Origin of the sequence: Lactococcus sp. LG606 (genome assembly GCF_017309645.1) — a bacterium.
In the GTDB taxonomy this organism is placed as follows: domain Bacteria; phylum Bacillota; class Bacilli; order Lactobacillales; family Streptococcaceae; genus Lactococcus; species Lactococcus petauri.
In genome coordinates this window covers 561289-581615 of record NZ_CP071301.1, presented here as the reverse complement: position 1 = coordinate 581615, position 20327 = coordinate 561289, and the positions used below count along the sequence as shown (strand labels likewise).

At 38.7% G+C, this 20327-nt stretch carries 17 protein-coding genes; all 17 read right to left on the bottom strand.

The annotated features are described in order from the left end of the window. Positions 1-33: 33 nt before the first annotated feature. Complete coding sequence (pyrE, locus tag J0J35_RS02895) at positions 34-663, bottom strand: orotate phosphoribosyltransferase (protein WP_019335862.1); 630 nt, start codon at positions 661-663, stop codon at positions 34-36. A gap of 222 nt (positions 664-885) precedes the next feature. Continuing rightward, on the bottom strand, positions 886-2790 hold the full coding sequence (locus J0J35_RS02890; protein ID WP_019335863.1) for an ABC-F family ATP-binding cassette domain-containing protein: 1905 nt from the start codon (positions 2788-2790) through the stop codon (positions 886-888). A 104-nt stretch (positions 2791-2894) separates the two neighbouring features. After that, positions 2895-3746, bottom strand: a complete 852-nt coding sequence (locus J0J35_RS02885) for a MurR/RpiR family transcriptional regulator (RefSeq protein ID WP_019293486.1) — start codon at positions 3744-3746, stop codon at positions 2895-2897. 81 nt (positions 3747-3827) lie between these two features. Further along, positions 3828-4316, bottom strand: a complete 489-nt coding sequence (locus J0J35_RS02880; protein WP_019293487.1) for a glutathione peroxidase — start codon at positions 4314-4316, stop codon at positions 3828-3830. A gap of 75 nt (positions 4317-4391) precedes the next feature. Then, on the bottom strand, positions 4392-5096 hold the full coding sequence (locus tag J0J35_RS02875; protein ID WP_019293488.1) for a 16S rRNA pseudouridine(516) synthase: 705 nt from the start codon (positions 5094-5096) through the stop codon (positions 4392-4394). A gap of 40 nt (positions 5097-5136) precedes the next feature. After that, positions 5137-6504 (bottom strand): magnesium transporter, encoded by a 1368-nt coding sequence (mgtE, locus tag J0J35_RS02870; protein ID WP_206917635.1) that lies wholly within the window; start codon positions 6502-6504, stop codon positions 5137-5139. A gap of 117 nt (positions 6505-6621) precedes the next feature. Then, a complete protein-coding gene (locus J0J35_RS02865; RefSeq protein ID WP_019292723.1) occupies positions 6622-6828 on the bottom strand; it encodes a hypothetical protein in 207 nt (68 codons plus the stop codon). 73 nt (positions 6829-6901) lie between these two features. Then, entirely contained in the window at positions 6902-9658 is a 2757-nt protein-coding gene (locus J0J35_RS02860) for a cation-transporting P-type ATPase (RefSeq protein ID WP_206917634.1), read from the bottom strand. A gap of 379 nt (positions 9659-10037) precedes the next feature. Next, entirely contained in the window at positions 10038-10619 is a 582-nt protein-coding gene (locus J0J35_RS02855) for a transglycosylase (protein WP_206917633.1), read from the bottom strand. A gap of 1398 nt (positions 10620-12017) precedes the next feature. Further along, positions 12018-13085 carry an ABC transporter substrate-binding protein gene (locus J0J35_RS02850; protein WP_200553816.1) on the bottom strand — a complete coding sequence of 356 codons (1068 nt, stop codon included), beginning with the start codon at positions 13083-13085 and terminating at the stop codon, positions 12018-12020. 15 nt (positions 13086-13100) lie between these two features. Beyond that, entirely contained in the window at positions 13101-13901 is an 801-nt protein-coding gene (locus J0J35_RS02845) for an ABC transporter permease (RefSeq protein WP_017370221.1), read from the bottom strand. After that, entirely contained in the window at positions 13901-14695 is a 795-nt protein-coding gene (locus J0J35_RS02840; RefSeq protein WP_017370222.1) for an ABC transporter permease, read from the bottom strand. The genes J0J35_RS02845 and J0J35_RS02840 overlap by 1 nt, the downstream gene beginning before the upstream one ends. Beyond that, positions 14692-15963 carry an ABC transporter ATP-binding protein gene (locus J0J35_RS02835; protein WP_206917632.1) on the bottom strand — a complete coding sequence of 424 codons (1272 nt, stop codon included), beginning with the start codon at positions 15961-15963 and terminating at the stop codon, positions 14692-14694. The genes J0J35_RS02840 and J0J35_RS02835 overlap by 4 nt, the downstream gene beginning before the upstream one ends. 914 nt (positions 15964-16877) lie before the next feature. Beyond that, positions 16878-17780 carry an HAD family hydrolase gene (locus J0J35_RS02830; RefSeq protein WP_019335567.1) on the bottom strand — a complete coding sequence of 301 codons (903 nt, stop codon included), beginning with the start codon at positions 17778-17780 and terminating at the stop codon, positions 16878-16880. A 12-nt stretch (positions 17781-17792) separates the two neighbouring features. Continuing rightward, the gene (gene murB / locus J0J35_RS02825; RefSeq protein WP_019292514.1) at positions 17793-18701 is read right to left on the bottom strand and encodes a UDP-N-acetylmuramate dehydrogenase; all 909 of its coding nucleotides are present in this window, start codon (positions 18699-18701) and stop codon (positions 17793-17795) included. A gap of 153 nt (positions 18702-18854) precedes the next feature. Further along, positions 18855-19760: an RluA family pseudouridine synthase gene (locus J0J35_RS02820; RefSeq protein WP_206917631.1), complete on the bottom strand. Its 906-nt coding sequence runs from the start codon at positions 19758-19760 to the stop codon at positions 18855-18857. Further along, on the bottom strand, positions 19761-20213 hold the full coding sequence (gene lspA / locus J0J35_RS02815) for a signal peptidase II (RefSeq protein ID WP_019335565.1): 453 nt from the start codon (positions 20211-20213) through the stop codon (positions 19761-19763). It lies immediately after the preceding gene. Between the last annotated feature and the right edge of the window lie 114 nt (positions 20214-20327).

Genomic DNA, 20327 nt, shown 5'->3' with positions numbered 1-20327 from the left:
CCCCTTTTTATATTTTACATAATGTTTATTATGTTATTTATTCCATGTTTCTTGATTATCTTTGAATTTTTTAAGCATTTCAAGTTCAACTTCTGTTACATAGCCTGTTTCCTGAGCGATTTGGATAAGTTCAGAATAATTTGTTAATGTGTGCAACGGCACTTGCGCTTCTTGGAATTTTGTTGCTGCTTTTTCGAGTTGGTAGGTAAAGATAGCAATCACACCGAGAACTTCTATCCCTTCACGTTTTGCGGCAGCCACTGCTTCTAGTACTGAGCCTCCTGTTGAGATAAGATCCTCAACCAATACCATTTTTTGTCCTTTAGAGACACGTCCTTCGATTTGATTTCCTGCGCCGTGATCTTTTGGTTTGCTACGAATATAGGCAAAAGGCAATTGAAGATAGTCAGCAATAATTGCACCATGAGGAATACCTGCTGTTGCTGTACCTGCAATTACTTCGACCTCAGGAAACTCTGCCTTGACCAAATCCGCAAAAGCCTGCTCAATACGAGTGCGTACTTCTGGATAAGCCAAGGTCACACGGTTGTCTGTATAAATAGGAGATTGAATCCCACTTGCCCATGTAAATGGTGCACTCGGCGATAAGCTTACAGCTTTTATTTCGAGTAAATCAGCAGCGATAGTTTTTGATAATGACATGTTATCCTCTTTCTAGTCCCTTAAGTTAATATCAATAGCACGCTGTTTTACACAAAAAAACACTTGCATAAAGCTGCAAGTGCGTAAAAAATATGCCAATAATATTTAGAATGCACCTAAATACTATACAAATAGACAATTATACGGTTTCCTTGCTAGCCTCTCGTGCTAATTTAAAGGTTTCTTGTTATATAGTCTAACAGATTTACTGTAAGTTTGCAATCATAAACTTTCTAAGCTTTCCATCGCTTCCAGTAAGTTCATCTCTGTTTCTTCTTTTTGTTCAGCCAGTTGGTCGAGTGCTGCTTGGAGTTCACCTAGTTTAACAAAGTCATCTGTTATGTCTAACATAGCTCGGGAAATTTCTTCGCTTTGTTGTTCCAGAGCAGCAAGTTTTTCTTCCGCAGCATTGACTTCACGTTCGAACTTGCGACGGATTTTCTGTGCTTCTTTTTGTTGTGCATAGTCCATCTGGCCCGAACTTTCTGGTTGTTCTTCCAAAACAACTTCTTGATGTGTCTCTTCTTCTTGGCGTTTTTTTTCTAAATAGTAATCATAATCGCCCAGGTAAAGTTTACTTCCTTGAGGTGATATTTCGAGGACTTTGGTCGCTACACGGTTGATAAAGTAACGGTCATGACTGACAAAGAGTAAAGTACCATCGAAGTCAATCAAGCTATTCTCCAAAACCTCACGGCTGTCGATATCCAAGTGGTTGGTAGGTTCATCCAATACAAGAAAATTATCATGTTGCATAGCGAGCTTCGCCAAGAGAAGACGTGCTTTTTCTCCTCCCGATAACATCGAAACGGTCTTTTTCACATCTTCGCCGCTGAAAAGGAAAGCCCCTAAAAGATTACGTATTTCTACTTCTGGTAAGAGACGATGCTCATTCCAAATCTCGTCAAGAACACTGTTAGAAGGTGTCAGCGCCCCTTGTTCTTGATCATAGTATCCTAAGTCGACATTCGCTCCCAGCTTCACCTGACCCTTAAGAAGAGGAATTTGACCAATAATTGACTTAATCAATGTTGTCTTCCCGATCCCGTTTGGTCCAACAATAGCAATGGCATCATGTTTTCGTGTATCGATATTGATAGGTTCAGCGAGGACTTTATCGTATCCCACTGCTGCATCTTCAACTGTAAGAACGATGTTGCCCGACTTTTTAGCTGGAGAAAAGGTCATATGAGCAGCCGCTTCGCTTGCGCTCGGTGCTTCGATACGCTCCATCTTTTCCAACTTTTTCTGGCGTGATTGGGCACGTTTTGTTGTGGAGGCACGAACCATATTTCGAGCAACGAAATCTTCTAATTTTTCAATTTCTTTTTGTTGCTTATCATAGTTCTTTTGCTCAGTGGCGAGCATCTCTGCTTTAAGTTCAATATATTTACTGTAATTTCCTGCAAAGCGTGTCAGCTTGCCTCGTGAAATCTCCAAGGTCTCTGTCACAACCTTATCTAAGAAATAACGGTCATGACTGACAATCAAAAGACTTCCTGAATAGTTTTTCAGGTAAGTTTCTAACCATGCCAATGTTTCAATATCCAAATGGTTGGTTGGCTCATCCAAAATCAACAAATCAGGCTTTTCCAAAAGCATTTTTGCCAAAGCCAACCTTGTCTTTTGTCCACCAGATAAAGAAGAAATAGCACGGTCCCACATCTTCTCATCGAAACGAAAACCATTAAGTACTGACTTAATCTCTGCTTCATAGGTAAAACCGTTGGCTTGACGAAATTCTTCCGATAAAGAATCATAACGGTGCATCAAACTCTCTAAGTCACCACCCGTTAACTCCGACATCTGTAATTCCATCTGACGCAATTGTCGCTCTGTTTGACGGAGTTTTTCAAAGACCGTCAACATTTCTTCAAAAATCGTTAATTCTGAAGAAAGTCCTGTATCTTGAGCCAAATAGTTTAAATGCAAGTCCTTGACCTTAGAAATCGATCCTGCTGAAGGTTCTTCAACGCCTGCAATAATCTTCAATAAAGTCGATTTTCCCGCACCATTGCGTCCGACTAAAGCCATGCGTGAGTGGTCCTGAAGATTAAAATTTATATTTTCGAATAAAACATCGCCACCAAAAGTGCGTGCTATCCCATTCCCTTGTAGTAAAATCATTCTTCTATTTTAACATAAAAAAGTTTAAGGTAAAGAAAACAGTAAAAATCTCGCTTCACAACGAAAACGCCAAGATTTTTACTGTTTTTATGTATAACTTCACATCAATAATTTTTTTCCAGATGACGAACGATATCTAAAGAACGAATCACTGATTCTCGTGCATCATCAAAGTTTTTGCTGACATAGGCATAAAAGAGCAAATCGATGAGATACAATTGTGCCAGCATTGAAACCGTAGCTGCATGCCTAAACTCAAAATTCTCTCCTGATAGAGAAATGAGCGGATATTCGGCACGTTTAGCCAGACTTGAGTTTTCGATACCGGTAATCGCAATGGTTTCAATCTTTTCAGCTTGAGCCAAATCAAGCATAGCTAAAACTTCACGGGATTCCCCTCGGTCACTGACAGCGATAAAGAGTTTCTTTTGATTATTATTGGTTAAATTAACAGCCATCGTATGCGTATTGTCCGCGCAAATACTGATTTTGCCAATACGGTTCAATTTTTGAGCTAAGTCTTGTGCCACAAGAAAAGAAGCCCCAATCCCGAAAATAAAGATTAACTCCGCTTCATCAATCAGGTCGACCGTTTTAGCAAGTCTTTCATTGTTTAAATGACCATTAACAAGTTCTGTCATATGATTAATGCGCGCTTTTAATTTTGATTTTATTGAGTCTATCTCTTCATTAGGACGTAATTCTTGAAAATCTGTATCCGATTGGGCGCTCGCCTTCCAGACGGAAAGTTGCTGCTTAAGTTGGGGAACACCTTCAAGTCCGATGGATTTGACAAAGCGAATAACTGTAGCTGGTGACACTTGACTATTTTTAGCAATGTCTTGGGTGCTTAGGTTGATGACAGCCTCAGGAAAAGCGAGAACATACTTTCCAACTTTTGACTCGTTAGGGGAAAGTTCTCTTAATTTCGTTTGGATTTCGAGCAGAATATTCATGCCTCAATTATAGCATAAACCAGCTATAAATATGAGCTTCTTTATAATGATACCAAAAGAAAAAACAGGAGGCACGTGCTCCTATTTTTCTACTTTTTCAAGCTCTTTTTTAATATCTTTGGCAATTTTTTCAGGTTCTGTTGCTGGAGCATAACGTGCGACAACTTCTCCCTGAGCGTTGATCAAAAACTTCGTAAAATTCCACTTGATTTTTTTTCCAAGCGGGCTTCCTTTTTCTTCTTTTAACCATGTATAGAGCGGGCTTTCATCCGCGCCATTAACATCAATCTTTTGAAAGCGTGGGAAAGTTGTTCCATAGTTCAATGTACAAAACTGATCAATCTCATCAGCTGTGCCAGGTGCTTGCTCTTTAAATTGATTACAAGGAAAATCGAGAATTTCAAACCCGGACTCTTTATATTCATCATAAAGTTTTTGAAGTCCATCATATTGTGGTGTAAAACCACATCTTGTCGCAGTATTCACTACGAGTAGAACTTTTCCTTTATAGTCGGATAAAGAGATATCATCTCCTTGTTTTCCCTTCACTGTGAAATCATAAATAGGCATAGTGACACTTCCTTTCTTCATCGGCTCTAAGTGATAATGATTATAACACTTGCCTTATCAGACTGTCAAAGAATCTTACTTTCTCATATAAGGCTTCAGACTCAAGATTTCTTGCTGCGTAAGAGGGCGATAAGCACCTGGTTGCAAATCTTCATCTAGGACCAGCGGTCCAAAATTTAAACGTTGAAGTTGCTCAACTTTTTTACCTAAAGCTAAGAACATTTTCTTGACCTGATGATATTTGCCTTCTTGGATAGTAACTTTAGCATGATGCACATCTAAAATTTCGAGTTGCGCTGGCTGCGTACGAACGCCTCCGATAAATTCAAGGCCTGCTTCAAATGCAACTCTATCACTTACTTCAAGTGGTTCCCATGTCTCTACGAAATATGTTTTAGAAACATGTTGCTGTGGCTTTAGCATATCGATGCCCAGTGGCCCATTGTCCGTGATGAATAATAATCCTGTCGTTAGAAAGTCTAGCCGTCCCACAGGATAGAGTGCATCATTCTTTTCTTCCACAAGGTCACGATAGGTGGGCAGGTGCTCATCTTTATTGGCTGAAAGTACACCAGCTGGCTTATTCATCATAAAATAATGATGTCCAAATGTTGTGAGCTGTTGCTGATTGACAATAATTTCATGCATCTGAGGATCGACATTGCGACTTAGGTTATACTCTACTTCTCCATCAATTATAATCTTTCTGGTCTGTATCAAGCGTTTGCGTTCTTTCTTATCTTTCCATCCATTGAGGAACAGGTAGTGATCTAGTCTCATATTTGTCTATTTTAACAAAAATTAAATTTTTTCTATCTTATCAAACTCCTGAAATAAGATGACCAAGGAAGAGCGAGATGCAGGTGAAGTAAATCAGTAAGGCAACTAAATCTTTAATCGTTGTAATGATTGGTGCTGATCCTGCAGCTTGGTCGATTTTTAACTTGATTAAGATAAAAGGGACTAAAAAGCCCAGCAAGGATGCGACGGTCATCGTGGCAAAAAGGGCTAAACCAACTGCCAAACCTAACATCGGAAAACCTAGCCATATGGTCGCCATTAGCCCCGCCATAATTCCCATCAATGCGCCAATGGTCAAACCGACACGTAATTCCTTGAAAAAGTGCTCAAGGGAGTTCTCAATCTCAATATGCCCCAAAACCAAGCCTCGTGTAAAGACTGTTGAAGATTGTGTCCCAATATTTCCTCCCATGCCCATAATCAATGGGATAAAAATTGCCACCATTGCGATGGATTCTAAAGTTTGTTCAAAATTTTCAATGACTAAACCAGAAAGCATGCTTAACAACAAAGTGGCTAAAAGAAAGGGTAAACGTACTGCCAAAATTTTGTTTAATTTGCCATTAATAAGTAGCTTGCTGCGGTCCTCCTCTGTATCTTTTAAGTCGGATAAACCTGCTTGGTTCAAAATGTCTTCTGTTGCCTCTTCTTCAAGAATTTCCATTGCATCGTCGAAAGTTACTATGCCTACTAATTTATTAGTATCGTCCACCACAGCTAAAGCCAGAAGATCCAACTCTTTGACTTTTTGTGCCACCTTTTCTTGGTCCTCAGAAGTTTTAACAGAAATCGGTTGACGCGACATATGCTCATTAATGACTGCTGTTGGTGCCATCATCAAAAGTCGATGTAAAGTTATAAAACCAGTGAGCTTTAACTTCTCGTCAATAATAAACAAAATATAGATGTTTTCCTTGCGCGTGGCTTCCTCTGTGACTTTTGCCAACGCCTTTTCTTGGGTCATATCTTCTGTCAAAGTTACAAATTCCGTTGTCATAATTCGACCGGCTGTTTCTGGGACATAAGCTTGGAGGTGGAGTGTTTCTGCTCTATTATCGGGTGTTAAAACACCCAGAAGACTCTTCACTCGTCTTTCAGGTAGTCGGTCAAAAAGTCTGACACGATCGTCTGACGACAGCTGATTGAGAAAAGTTTGCACCATTGGCGGTTGTAGCGCATCTAAAAGATTTTTTTGCTGCTGAGTGCCAAGAATTTTGAACAACGCCACTGCTTTATCTTCTGAAAGGACTTCAAAAAAAATGACCTGTTCATCTTGCTTTAGATGTTTAAAAATCTCTTTCAGTTCATGTCTTTGTAAATCTTTAAGAATAACTTGAAGTTTTTTAAACTCCTTCTTTTTAATGTAGAACCGGATTAATTCTTCCATATTATATGCTCATTTCTTTTTAATCTCCTTTCTAAATTCTAATATTTTTGCAAGAGGAAACCTAATAATATAAAAAAACTGAAGCGTGTAACACACTTCAGTCTTGATTTTTTCAGGCTATTTTCTCCCCCGCATCACATATCCACATATAAACCCAATCAGCCCTACAGCGATAATACCGTAGAACATGGGAATATCAATGTTAAAGAAAAGCATGTTAACACGAACAGGTGAGAAATTAAGAACCGCAAAAATTACGATGAGCAAAAGAATCAAGAGAACTAAAATTCTTTTGGGTGTAAAAAAGCTTTTTACTTTTTCCATGTATATACTTCCTTCCAAGGATTACTATACTGTTATTTTAGCATATTATAGTTACACATCTCAAAAATTCTCCTTACCAAATTTTCACTTTAAAGATTTCTTTAATACCTGATAGGATAAATGTTGGTAAAGCTGGCACAAAGAGTACAAGAAGATAAACAGATAAGCTCAATGGTGCAGTTCCCATGACAACATTGAAGAATGGAATTATTGTCACTAAAAATGAAGAGATACCTGCAAAGACAACAGCAAGGACTAAACGTGGATTGCCGAATGGATTTCTTCTGAAGAGAGTTTGTGAACTTCTTGCATCAAAAACATGCCACAACTGACCATAAACAAGTGTTAAGAAGGCCACCGTTTGTGCTTCGTTACTTGACATGCCTTGTTTTGCTGCCCAAACAAAGGCTACAAAGACCATTAAGCCCATAATTGTGCCTCGGATCAAGACTCTTGACCATGTGTAGTTGGCTAGGACAGATTCTTTAGGGTCACGTGGTTTTTCGTTCATAATGTCTGACTCAGCGACATCGTATCCTAGAGCGAAAGAAGGCACGGCATCACTGACCATATTGACCCAAAGTACCATTAAGGCTGTTAAAGTTGGTGTGGTATAGTCAACATTCCCGATACTTACAGTGAAGAAAAGTAAGCCTAATATCAAGGAAAGTACTTCTGCGACATTCGTCGTTAATTCGTGACGGATAAAGTTCTTAATATTGGCATAAATAGTTCTACCATTTTCGACTGTTTTTTCAATCGTTGTAAACTTATCATCAAGCAATATCAAGTCAGCAGAATCCTTGGTTACTTCAGTTCCTGCGATTCCCATGGCAATTCCAATATCGGATGCTCTTAGAGCCGGCGCATCATTAACACCATCTCCTGTCATACCCACAACTTCCCCGTGCTTTTGAAGTTGCTTAACAATCCTTTGCTTGTGTTCAGGGGAAACACGCGCATAGACATTCGTTGTTTTAACGACTTCATAGAGCTCTTCATCTGTCATTTCTTCAATTTCGATACCTTTGATGACTTTAGCCTCTTTGGATTTTACAATGCCAAGATTATAAGCAATAGCACGAGCTGTATTTTCGTGATCACCTGTAATCATAACGACTTCGACACTTGCCTCTTGCAATGTTTTAACAGAAGCTTTGACTTCTTCACGCGCAGGGTCAATAATTCCTGCAACCCCCGTCAAGATAATATCTTTTTCTAAATCTTCTAGCTGACCTTGTTCTGCCTCTTCCTTACTGAGGATACGGTATCCTACCGCCAAGGTACGCAAAGCTTCATTGGCATAATCATTTACAGTCGTGATAAATTTTTGCTTTTCGCTTTCTTCAGTATTTAATTCACCATCAATCAAAAGGGCGCGGCTTTTCTCAACCAGAACATCTGGCGCTCCCTTGATATAGAGAAGATAGTTGTCGCCTTTCTTGACAATGACACTCATTGTTTTACGGTCACTAGTGAAAGGTAGCGTCCGGATGAGCTCATGTGATTCTAAAAGTTGAGTTTTTGTGCGGCCAGCTTTTTGCCCCAAAACAGTCAAGGCAATTTCAGTTGGATTACCAAAAGGCACGAATTTTCCTTCGACTTCTTTGAGAGCAGACTCGTTACACAAAAGTGCACCTGCAATAAAGGCCGAATATGAAGGCTCTTGCTCTTCATCAGAAAGACTACGAATTTCCCCTTCTGGAGTATAGCCCAGACCAGAAACTTCATAGTACTGTCCGTTTGTATAGAAATGTGTAACGGTCATTTCATTTTTGGTAAGTGTTCCTGTTTTATCTGAACAGATGTAGGAAGTACTTCCTAGTGTTTCCACACTGTTAAGTGACTTGATAAGCCCTTTATTCTTCGCCATTTTGGCAGCGCCAATCGTTAAAACAATCGAAAGCACAGCAGGTAGAGCATCAGGTATAGAGGCTACAGCTAAGGCGATTGAGGTTGATAAAACAGATGTAATTGATGCTATGCTTAATTCACCAGCTTGGATGATACCCACTACGAGGGTAAAGACAACAATACCGGCTGAAACTTGCATCAAGGTTTTGGTTAACTTATGAACCGTATTTTGCAGTGGCGACGTCCTGTTTTCAACTGCTTGAATCAGTTTGGCAATTTTACCAAGTTCAGTATGTTCCCCAACAGCCACAACGATCCCTAAACCTTGTCCACCAGAAACGCTTGAACCGGAGAAGCCCATATTATGACGATCACCTAGTTCTGTCGTCTCGAGAATAGCATCTGTGTGCTTGCTAATCGCATCTGCTTCGCCAGTCAAATGCGACTCGATAACTTGGAGCTCATTGGTTTCAATCCAACGGACATCTGCTTCGACAAAGTCTCCAATTGAGGCTTTTACGATATCCCCTGTGACAAGCTCTGTTGAAAGTATTTTTTCAAATTGACCATTTCGTAACACAGTAACATAACGATTGTTCATCTCTTTTAATGCGTTCAAACTCTTACGTGCACTAATTTCTTGATAAAAGCCTAAAAAGGCATTTATGATAATTAAGATTAAGATAGCAATCGCTTCATATAGTGCCTCCATCCCATGCTTACTATCATTTTGAAATTGAAAAGCGTGGTAAGAACTAGCAAAGGACAGAGCTACCGCACCAAGTAAAACAATAACAATAGGTTCTTTAAAACTTTTGAGGAACGTAGCTAAGTATGATTCTTCCTCTTCATCCGGGAGTTTATTTTCTCCATGAAGCTCCCTTTGTTTCAATATTTGTTCATGATTTAAGCCAGTCTTAGTGTCAACTAAAAACTCCTCAATAACTTCTTCTTTTGCTTTTTTATAAAATTCCAAAAGCTTCCTCCTTGTATTTTCGACAGTTAGGTCTACACTTCATTTTTTTCCAAGAGCGTAGCAATCGAAAAAAAAGAATGTAAACAAAAAGGGCACAAGCTATCAAAAAATCTCCTCCTTACCCTCGGAGGAAATCTCTTGAAGCTTGCGCCCAACCTATATTGTCTCTTTAATTGTTATGAATTTAGTACGTTTTACTAAATCTACTCTTTTATTATAACATATAATTTTAAATTTTTTAAGAGTTTTTTTGATTTTTTGATTTTTTGATTTTTAAAAAGGTTAAAGGCAAAACAAAAAGGCCTTCACTGTTTGTGATAGCCTTGGATGTTTAATCTTAGTTAAGCACTCCAGGAAACGAATTGTAATTCACTTCCTATTAGTTATAAACAACCCAGCTTCCTGCAGGTAGTTTACTTGCCATTTCGATTTGTTCAGCAAGAGTCATGCCAGCGTATTCACCGTGACCTAACAATTGGAACGCACCGTATGCACCTGAACTTGCATTTGCAACATCTGCACGTCCATTAGACTCATGTTCAATAATATATGCCCATTCGCTTGCAGAATATCCTGCTGCGTTGGCAGTATTAGAAACCATGTAGTTGGCAAGGGCTTCAATATTTACTTGACCAGAAGTTTGACCTAAGTCAAGTCCTGATACAGTTTGTGCTACTTTAGATTTAGCAGGTTGTGTTTCAACTTTTTTGGCAGTTGTAGGAGTTGCTGAAGCTTTTCCTAACAAAATGTTGTTAACTTCTGTTTGTACGTCTTCAAAGTCAAAACCTTTGTTTGTCAACATTGTGACACGCTCTTGACCTGTACCGTAGTTACCGTTAATAACTTCAATTGCAACATCATGTGTAGTTTGTTTTGGTGTGTCCGCGTGGGCTATACCAGTACCGATAAACATGAATGAAGCAATAACACCAGTTGAAATAGCAACTTTACTGAATTTCATTTAGACCTTTCAATTTCGCCACTAAGAATATTCCATAGAGTTAAAGCTCAATTACGAACCCCCGTATATACTCTATCATCATGGTTACTTCCCATACACATCATAAAGTCTTGAACGCTTGTGTAGGATTACCGTCAGCAGTTTAACGTCATTGCACGCTATGGACGTTTGTTATAAGGAACCTTCAAATCTCTGCTGCTTGCGAAATTACATATCTTTGAAAGCTCTCGGTTTAAAATGTATAAGTTCACTCAGAAGAAAATAAATTTTCAAAGTCAAATTCATTTCCTTCATGAGGGACTCATTATATGACCTTTACCTTAAACATAACTTAAAATAAATAAAATGAAAAAAGAAAGCGAAAACATTTGTAAACAAAATATTCAGAAAATTTATTCTACAAAATAGAAAAAATGTATAATAAAAACCCCTATTTAATGCGCTTCTTATTTTTTAAAAATTAACCATGTCTTTTTTTGTATTTAAATACATTAAAAATTTTTGCTAATTAAATTAAGTAATTTTTTCAATATTTTTAGTTTCAGTTAAGATAAGGGGATTTTAAACCACTTTCTTAATAAAAATTAAGGAGAAATTGCACTTGTTTTCATTCTTTTATTTCCATATTTTTTTATACTATATATTGGACTTAAAACACTCTTATAGCTCATTATCATTGATGTTTAAGGAATTTATCTCGAAAACTTCTTTTTCTAATGTGAGAGGCAGTTAATAGAAATAATTTTTTCTTACCCATATGTTGGAATAATTTTCTTAAACTACCAATAATGGTATTTATTTTAATCTTGAACAAATTATTGTGTGACTTTTTCTCATAATGGTATTTGTTCTCTTTTTCATAATATTTTTCCTTGTTTTTATGCACTTGTTCTTCTTATTTTTCTAAATCTTGTTTTCACTAAGAAATTCCATCTCTTTCTCCTCTCATTACCTTATATAACATTATAATTACAAATCATTGCTTATATAGAAAAACTCCACATCTGCGGGCAAAGAACCAAAGCACAGATATGGAGCGATCAAATAAAGGTGTATACTGAAATAAAGGATTCAGTATTTACCTTATCTATATTATAGCACTAAAGTAAGCGTTAACAAAGAGAGTTGCAACTGTCAAAAGCGCAGGAACAAAGCAAAAATCCCCCTATGGAGAAAGGGGGACATCAAGGTTATATCCATGGGTTGGATATTTATTATGAAAAATCAAAATTATACTAGGGTTTGAATATAATTAGGACATTATCAATTTTAGCATGGTCTCCCTGAAAATAAAAATAATAATCAAGGAAGTTTAGAATGCTAAAATTTAAAAAGTATGTACACTAAGTTGGAGCATAGAAAACAAAAACAGCTCAACCACGAGGGTTAGAGCTATTTTCATTTATTCATCTTAAACTGAAGATACAAATCATTATAAATACCTGTCCAATATGGACTGAGATTAACATAAGCTTCATCTTCTTTTATCAGAGCTTCATCAGGATAATAAGACTTGTCTTCACGAACTTCTGCAGGCAAGAGTGCTTCTGCTTTAACGTTAGGTGTTGAATAGCCAACGTATTCAGCATTGGCCGCTGCATTTTCTGGTTCTTGCATGAAGTTGATAAAGGCATAGGCCGCTTTAGTATTTTTACTTGTTTTTGGGATAGCCAAGTTATCATACCAAATGTTTGTTCGGGCAGGGACCACATAGTGTAAATGTTCATTGCTTGAAGTCATTTCGGATGCTTGTCCACTATAAACGACAGATAACGGTGTTTCGTTATTAATCATATAACTCATGATTTCGTCTCCGAGAATAGCTTTAACATTGGGTGTGAGCTGTAGGAGCTTGTCATAAGCACGATCAATCTCTGACTGGTTCGTCGTATTCACAGAGCTTCCTGTAGCGATTAAGCCCATCCCCATCACATCTCGACTACTATCTGTGAGGAGGATCGAATTTTTGTAGTCTTTAGACCAAAGGTCTTCCCATTTTGTGGGTGGCTGAGTGATGTATTTATCATTATATACAATCCCCAAAGTCCCCCAGAAATAAGGCACAGAATAAGTATTTTTAGGGTCAAATGCCGCATCCAAGAGCTTCGGATTATCATAATTAAGATTTTTAATCTTGGTGTGATCTAAAGGAAGCAAAAGATTTTCTTTGGCCATTTTTTGCACCATGTATTCGCTGGGCACAACAATATCATAAGCAGTACCGCCTTGTTTAACTTTAGAATACATGGCTTCATTGGAGTCAAATGTCACATAATTAACCTTATAGCCGGACTCTTTTTCAAACTTTTTGAGAAGCTGCGGATCGATATATTCGCCCCAGTTAAAAATCGTCAAGCTATTGGTAGAGGTTGAAACACCTGTCGCAGCGGACATTCTCCAAGCTGTAACCCCAAGAAGAACAGTAATTGCTAAAATCCCTGACAAGAAATAGATTAATTTTTTCAAGATAACTGTCCTTTCTTAAGTAATATTTGGCGTTTTTCCGGCAGTATCTGATTCTCTCATGATTATATAATACCCTATAACCAGTAAGATTGAGAAGAGAAATACAATTGCGGATAGTGCATTGATCTCAAGGGAGATTCCTGCACGAGCACGTGAATAAATCTCGACAGACATTGTCGTAAAGTCATTTCCTGTGACAAAGAAGGTAACGGCAAAGTCATCTAAGGAATAAGTGAAGGCCATAAAGAACCCAGCAATGACACCAGGTGTCAAATAGGGCAGAATCACTTCTCTTAATGCTTGAGTCTGCGTTGCCCCCAAATCATAGGCAGCCTCAACTAAAGATTTATCCATCTCTTGGTAAAGTGGCAACACCATCAAGACAACAATCGGAATAGAAAAGGCGATGTGGCTCAACAAAACTGAGGCAAAGCCAAGTTTCATTCCTACTAAGGTAAAGAGAATCAAGAAACTTGCACCAATAACAACGTCAGGCGATACAATCAAGACATTGTTTAAGCCTAAGAAAGTCGTCTTACCCTTGGCTTTAAGATTTTCGATAAACATGGCACCAAAAGTTCCAATGATTGTGGCAATTAAAGCACTCAAGAAAGCCAAGAAAAAGGTTTGTACGACAATCAAAATTAAACGGCTGTCTTGAAAAAGTTCTTTAAAGTTATCTAAGGTAAAGCCTGTAAATTGATTCATATCCCCGCCTTCGTTAAAGGCATAAAAAATCAAGAAAAAGATTGGGGCATAAAGGATAAAGAGCACGAAGCCCAGATAGATTTTTCCGACACGGTTTTTACTACGCATTAGCTACCCACCTTTCTTTCTCTTGTCACTAACATAATAATCATCATCGCAAAAACTAAGATGATGGCAATGGTTGAACCCATCCCCCAGTTTTGGGTGGTGAGGAAATGTTCTTCAACTGCAGTACCTAATGTTATTACCTTATTTCCGCCAATCAAGCGTGTCAGCATGAAAAGTGACAAGCTCGGAATAAAAACAGCTTGGACACCTGAGCGTACACCATTGAGCGATAAAGGCCAAACCACATGAATAAAGGTTTGCCACCGTGTTGCACCTAAATCATAACTGGCTAAGACGAGGTTTTCATCCAAATCCTCAAGAGCATTAAAAATAGGCAACACCATGAAAGGAATAGAAATATAGGTTGCTACAAAGATAAAGCTAAAGTCTGTAAACAATATCTGTGGTCGGCCAAGTCCGATAAATTGTAAGAAACTATTCACAGAGCCATACTTTCCGAAGATACCAATGAAAGCATAAGCTTTCAGCAGTAAATTCACCCAAGTGGGCAAGATAATTAACATCAAGAGAAGCTGTTTGTGCTTGAGTTTCGTTAACACATAGGACACAGGAAAGCTAATCAAGAGTGTAACGGCTGTAATGATTAGGGCATAGAGGATCGAATTCCAAGTCATCATCAGATAAGTTGAGCTTGTAAAATACTGGCTATAGTTAGAAAAGGTAAACTGTCCTTGAATGTTGAAGAAAGATTGCCAAAGTAAGAGGATAAGAGGTGCTACTACGAACAGTCCAACCCACAGGAAGTAGGGGACAGAGAAGAGTCTTTTGGTCATTCTTCTTCCTCACTTTCTCCGTTTTCTTGCTTATGCAAAATATCGTTTACAGCTTGTGCGAGCTCAGTCAGGTCCATTGTATTTTCCAAGGCTTCCTGAACAGCATCCATGATGGCTGCCTCTTCTTCCGCAGCTTCTTCTTCGACCGCATTGGCGATACCGATAGTTTGTTCTTCTTCCTCAACATACTCTTCGATACGCGCATCAAATTCTTCTTCGGTCTCATCAAGACGCATAATGTGTATAGCTTCAGGCTCAAAGTTCAAACCAACCGTTTCTCCAACTAAGGCCTTGTGGGTGGAGTGAATCAGCCATTCATTACCAAAATCATCATAAGCCACAATCTCATAGTGCACTCCACGGAAGAGTTGTGTATCAACTTTCACATTGAATTTTCCTTCATCAGGCAGGGTGAACTCAATATCTTCAGGACGAATGACCACCTCAATCGGCTCATTAGGCCGCATCCCGCCATCAACAGCTTCAAATTGTTGACCGTTGAACTCGACAAGATAGTCCTCAATCATGCGGCCATTGATAATATTTGATTCACCGATAAACTCGGCTACAAAATGGTTAATCGGTTCGTCATATATATCGGTTGGTGTGCCTGACTGAACAATTTCACCCTCATTCATAATGAAGATCCAGTCGGACATGGCCAAAGCTTCTTCCTGATCATGAGTCACAAAAATAAAAGTGATACCCAGGCTTTGTTGCAACTCACGCAGTTCATATTGCATATCCTTACGGAGCTTCATATCCAAAGCCGACAGGGATTCATCCAGCAAGAGAACTTTGGGTCGGTCAATAATGGCGCGTGCAATAGCAACACGTTGTTTTTGCCCCCCAGAGAGTTTACTGATAGCACGTTTCTCGAAGCCTTCTAGTTGCACAAGCTTAAGCGACTCAGAAACACGTTGTGCGATTTCTGATTTGTTCACTCCCTTGATTTTCAAAGCAAAAGCCACATTATCAAAGACCGTCATATTCGGGAATAATGCGTAAGATTGGAAAATCGTATGCACGTCGCGCTTGTTTGTCGGGATATCATTGATACGCTGACCGTCTAGCAAAATATCTCCAGATGTAGCATCTAGAAGTCCAGCAATAATATTTAAAATCGTTGATTTACCTGAACCAGAAGCACCCAGTAAGGTATAGAACTTCCCCTCTTCAATCTCAAAAGTAATGTCTTTGAGCACTGTCGTACCACTATCTTCATAGGTTTTCGTTACGTTTTTAAATTCAATGATATTTTTGGTCATGATTTTTATCCTTCGTCTTGGATTTAGAGTTTTAATTGTTGGCAACCAACACCGGAATCTCAAAACCGGTGAAAGAAATAAGTTTTCGTTATTTGCAAATAGAGCTAAAAGTGAGCTACCTGATGGTAAATATCAATAGCATATTATAACGGCACCTGACGTTGAAAAACAAAAAATATCGTTTTTGTTTTTCAACTAATGAGGGCCTTTAAATGAACAACAGCATATTATGACGGCAAAAATCAAAAACGATATTTTTTTGATTTTTGACTAATGAGATGCTCAGGAAAGGTCCTATAGGACTTTCCGTCCATCATTAGCGCCTTCAGGCGCAATGATGGTAGCACATGACGTTGAAAAATAAAAACGATATTTTTTTGTTTTTCAACTAATGAGGGGCTTAGGAAATCCTTATAGGAATTTCCGTTTGCTATCAGGGCCTTTAGGCACTTGATAGCAATAGCCAATCAAAAAATCCAAGTGTACACACACTTGGATTCACATTCAATCTTTGATTACATATAAAAAGCAGTCTTACTGCGGAGAGACCGAGTAGTCAACTTTTAGTACTCTTATTGATGCGCGCAAGCGTGTTTCTTGGGTGGAGTGTGAAGCTCCATAAGCAAAATAATTTGCTTAATCAATAAGGCAATAAAATTGCCAATCGGCTGTGACTCTGGCTGTCCGTATGGCCTTAGTTTTCGCTTGTTCACAGCAAAAACGAGTCCTATTTTCTGCTGAGCAGAAACTTTTATAATTATAACGTAAATTTTATGTCAATGCAAGAGTGAATTTTCTCTTTTCCTGGATATTAGGCAAGATTTCATAGAGCTTGCCGTTTGGGATTTAGTAGCTTTAGAAGCAATTGCTCATAGCGAATTAAAAAATCAGAGACTTCTCTGATTTCATTTTTTTTATTTGTATCCTTTTAAAGTCAGGAATTCGACCTGTTTTTTACTTAATTCTAGCATATCAGCTACCGCTTCCAAGTCAAATTTCCCTGTAGACAAAAGGCGCTCTGCTGCGAGGTTTACACCAGACTTAATACCCAACTCAAGGACAGGATTTGTCTTGTCATTAGAATCCATGATGTACTTGTTATCTGGAAGATCAAAAAGAACTTTTACAGCGCCAAAGAGTTGCTCAAAAGAATCAATTTCGACGTCGTGTACTTTTTTTCCTTGTGAAATACTGCGTCCGCGGTGATTAAACCACATTGTTTTCCAGCCACCGTTGTGACCGCCCATAACATCATTGTCGTAAGAGTCCCCTACATACAAAGTTGTCTCAGGATTCATGCCAAATTGTTGCGCAGCCAAGTTAAAGATTTCTTTTTCTGGTTTTTGGAAACCAGTTGCTTGCGAAACAATCACATGACTTGGTTCAACATAATCATACAAACCAAGTTTACGTACTTTTTTCAGCTGATGTTCTGTTGGGCCATTAGTAATCACACCTACTGGAATATTACGTTTTTTCAGAAAATCAAGTGTCAAACGCATTTCATCAAGCATCGTGATGTTTTCCAATTCGTATTCATAAATTTCTTGGAAATAATCTCCGGTAGCACGTGAAATTTCAGGATAGCCTAAATCTTTAAGTGTTTCATTTGTACGATAAAAACGGAAATACTCAATATCCCACTCGCCCGCAATTACTTTTGGGAAACCAAGGTCTGAATAGTGACGGTAGCGAATGTAAGCTTTGTTCATGTCGGTCATGTCAAAGTCTGGGAAGACTTTCGAAATGGCACGTCTGAATGGTGCTTGCTGGTCATAAATTGTATCGTCAACGTCAAAAACTATTGCATTAATCATTTTTCTTTGTTTTTATCTTTCTAATTTCTCACCGATAATACGGACTTCTGCTTCTAGTGTTAATCCAGAATTTTCCTTCACATGCTCAATGACATAAGCAATCAAATTTTCGTAATCTGTAGCTGTACCCTGATCGACATTAACCATAAAGCCAGCATGCTTTTTAGATACTTCCACACCACCGATACGGTGCCCTTGCATACCTGCCTCTTGGATAAGCTGTCCGGCGAAATGTCCGGCAGGGCGTTTGAATACTGAACCACAGCTCGGATATTCGAGCGGTTGCTTACTTTCACGTAGTCCTGTTAAGCGGTCCATTTCCGCTTTGATAACTGAAGCATCACCAGCTTCAAGTTTAAACTGAGCTGATACAACAATCAAGTCCTCATCACGAATAACAGAATGGCGATAGCCGAATTTCATTTGGTCTGCCTCTAATACACGGAGATGACCTTCCTGGTCAATAACAGTACAATTGAGTAAAACATGGGCAATTTCACCGCTATAGGCGCCAGCATTCATAAAGACTGCCCCACCAACAGAACCAGGAATACCACATGCAAACTCGAAGCCCGTCAAGGCATGATCAAGTGCAACATGTGTGGTGTCAATCAATTTTGCGCCTGCTTCAGCTGTGATTACATTTTTATCTACTTTTACGTGATTCATTTTTTCAAGTAAAATCACTAAGCCACGAATGCCACCATCACGAACGATTAAGTTGGATGCATTACCCAATACTGTAATTGGTGTTTCTGCTGCTCGTGCTAAGTCGAGAAGCTCGCTTAACTCTTCACTTGAAGCGGGAAAAGCAAGAAAATCTGCTGGTCCGCCAACTTTGGTGTAGGTGTAATTTGACAATGGCTCGTCATATTTGACAAGCAAATCAGGAAATTTTTCGAAATCAGATTTTTTTAGCATAGAACTATTTTACCACAAATTCATTCTAGGACGGTAAAAATTTATAAAACAGCTTGATGGTTTTTGTTTAACAATAACTCAGAATTCACAACGGACTTAGGCACTCTGAAATTATACAATGACCTAAGGCGTATTGGACATAAAAAACCTGTCTTACGACAAGCTTCTTAAATTATCAAGTTGTTGAGCAAATATTTCAGGAATGTCGACCTGGAACTCAAGCAGTTCGCCCGTTGCAGGATGCTCAAAACCTAGGGTTTCGGCATGGAGAAATTGTCCCTTGTTTGGCGTTAAAGTTTTACTTGGGCCATAGAGAGGATCTCCAGCGATTGGGAAGCCAATATAAGCCATGTGTACACGTATCTGATGTGTACGCCCTGTTTCAAGCTCAAGGGCAACAAGAGTATATCCAGGGAAACGTTCCAAAACGGTAAAATGCGTTTTGGCTGGTTTTCCTCCTGAAATCACAGCTTGCTTCTTACGCTCTTTAGGATTGCGACCAATCGGGGCTTCAATCGTACCTTTTTCATTTGGTAACTCGCCATGCACAAGTGCAATATAACGGCGTTTATTTGTTTTTGCTTTGAGCTGTGCCGCTAAAGACTCATGTGCAGCATCATTTTTGGCAATCATCAGCAAACCGGAAGTATCCTTATCAATACGGTGGACAATTCCGGGGCGAATCACACCATTAATAGAAGAAAGATCTTTGATGTGGTACATAATGGCGTTGACCAATGTACCTGAAGCATGTCCCGCACTTGGGTGAACAACCATTCCTTGGGGCTTGTTAATTACTGCCACATCAGAATCTTCATAAACAATATCTAAAGGAATATCTTCAGCTTGGATATCAAGCACTTCAACTTCTGGTAATTCGTAGGCGATAGTTTCCCCTGCTTTTACTTTATATTTTGCTTTTTTTACTTTCCCGTCTACCGTGACTTTCCCATCACGAATCAGCTCTGTCAATACTGAACGTGAAGCATCACTCAAGTTTGCTAAAGCCTTGTCTAAACGAAGCCCCGCATTTGGCTCGTCAATAATTACTACTGTCATTTATTCTACCTCTTTGTCTAAAATAATCGCGATAAAGAGTACTACAAAACCTATTGAAAGCAGTATATCAGCGATATTAAATATTGGAAAATTGATGAAATCCGTCTGGAACATGTCCACCACAAAAGATTGTCGCACTCGGTCAATAAAGTTCCCTAGCGCTCCTGAAATAATCAAAGTCAGTGCGGCAAAGTACCAGTTTTGATTTATTTTTTTATTAAGGAAATAAAGGGCGGCTATAATCACGATCGGTGTCAAGATGAGGAAAAACCATTGTTTTCCTTCGAGCATCGACCAAGCTGCGCCTTCGTTTCGAAGGTAGGTTAGGCTGAGGATACCAGGAATAAATTCCTTTTCTCCTCCCAATGGAATATTAGCAACAGTCCAAGCTTTCAATAGCTGATCTGCAAGAATACCGAGAAGTATTAAGCCAAGGGAGATTATTTTTTTCATACTCTTTATTATACTATATAGAGCCAATAAAAGATAATAGAAGTTCATATAGGAAGAAAATTGAGGAAAAGTCACAAAAAAATAACACTTTGGCTCAAGAAAGGCTACTTGGCC

Coding starts and splice junctions, on each gene's coding strand:
- pyrE (WP_019335862.1), bottom strand. CDS start 663: ATGTCATTATCAAAAACTATCGCTGCTGATTTACTCGAAATAAAAGCT.
- J0J35_RS02890 (WP_019335863.1), bottom strand. CDS start 2,790: ATGATTTTACTACAAGGGAATGGGATAGCACGCACTTTTGGTGGCGAT.
- J0J35_RS02885 (WP_019293486.1), bottom strand. CDS start 3,746: ATGAATATTCTGCTCGAAATCCAAACGAAATTAAGAGAACTTTCCCCT.
- J0J35_RS02880 (WP_019293487.1), bottom strand. CDS start 4,316: ATGCCTATTTATGATTTCACAGTGAAGGGAAAACAAGGAGATGATATC.
- J0J35_RS02875 (WP_019293488.1), bottom strand. CDS start 5,096: ATGAGACTAGATCACTACCTGTTCCTCAATGGATGGAAAGATAAGAAA.
- mgtE (WP_206917635.1), bottom strand. CDS start 6,504: ATGGAAGAATTAATCCGGTTCTACATTAAAAAGAAGGAGTTTAAAAAA.
- J0J35_RS02865 (WP_019292723.1), bottom strand. CDS start 6,828: ATGGAAAAAGTAAAAAGCTTTTTTACACCCAAAAGAATTTTAGTTCTC.
- J0J35_RS02855 (WP_206917633.1), bottom strand. CDS start 10,619: ATGAAATTCAGTAAAGTTGCTATTTCAACTGGTGTTATTGCTTCATTC.
- J0J35_RS02845 (WP_017370221.1), bottom strand. CDS start 13,901: ATGCGTAGTAAAAACCGTGTCGGAAAAATCTATCTGGGCTTCGTGCTC.
- J0J35_RS02840 (WP_017370222.1), bottom strand. CDS start 14,695: ATGACCAAAAGACTCTTCTCTGTCCCCTACTTCCTGTGGGTTGGACTG.
- J0J35_RS02835 (WP_206917632.1), bottom strand. CDS start 15,963: ATGACCAAAAATATCATTGAATTTAAAAACGTAACGAAAACCTATGAA.
- J0J35_RS02830 (WP_019335567.1), bottom strand. CDS start 17,780: ATGATTAATGCAATAGTTTTTGACGTTGACGATACAATTTATGACCAG.
- murB (WP_019292514.1), bottom strand. CDS start 18,701: ATGCTAAAAAAATCTGATTTCGAAAAATTTCCTGATTTGCTTGTCAAA.
- J0J35_RS02820 (WP_206917631.1), bottom strand. CDS start 19,760: ATGACAGTAGTAATTATTGACGAGCCAAATGCGGGGCTTCGTTTAGAC.
- lspA (WP_019335565.1), bottom strand. CDS start 20,213: ATGAAAAAAATAATCTCCCTTGGCTTAATACTTCTCGGTATTCTTGCA.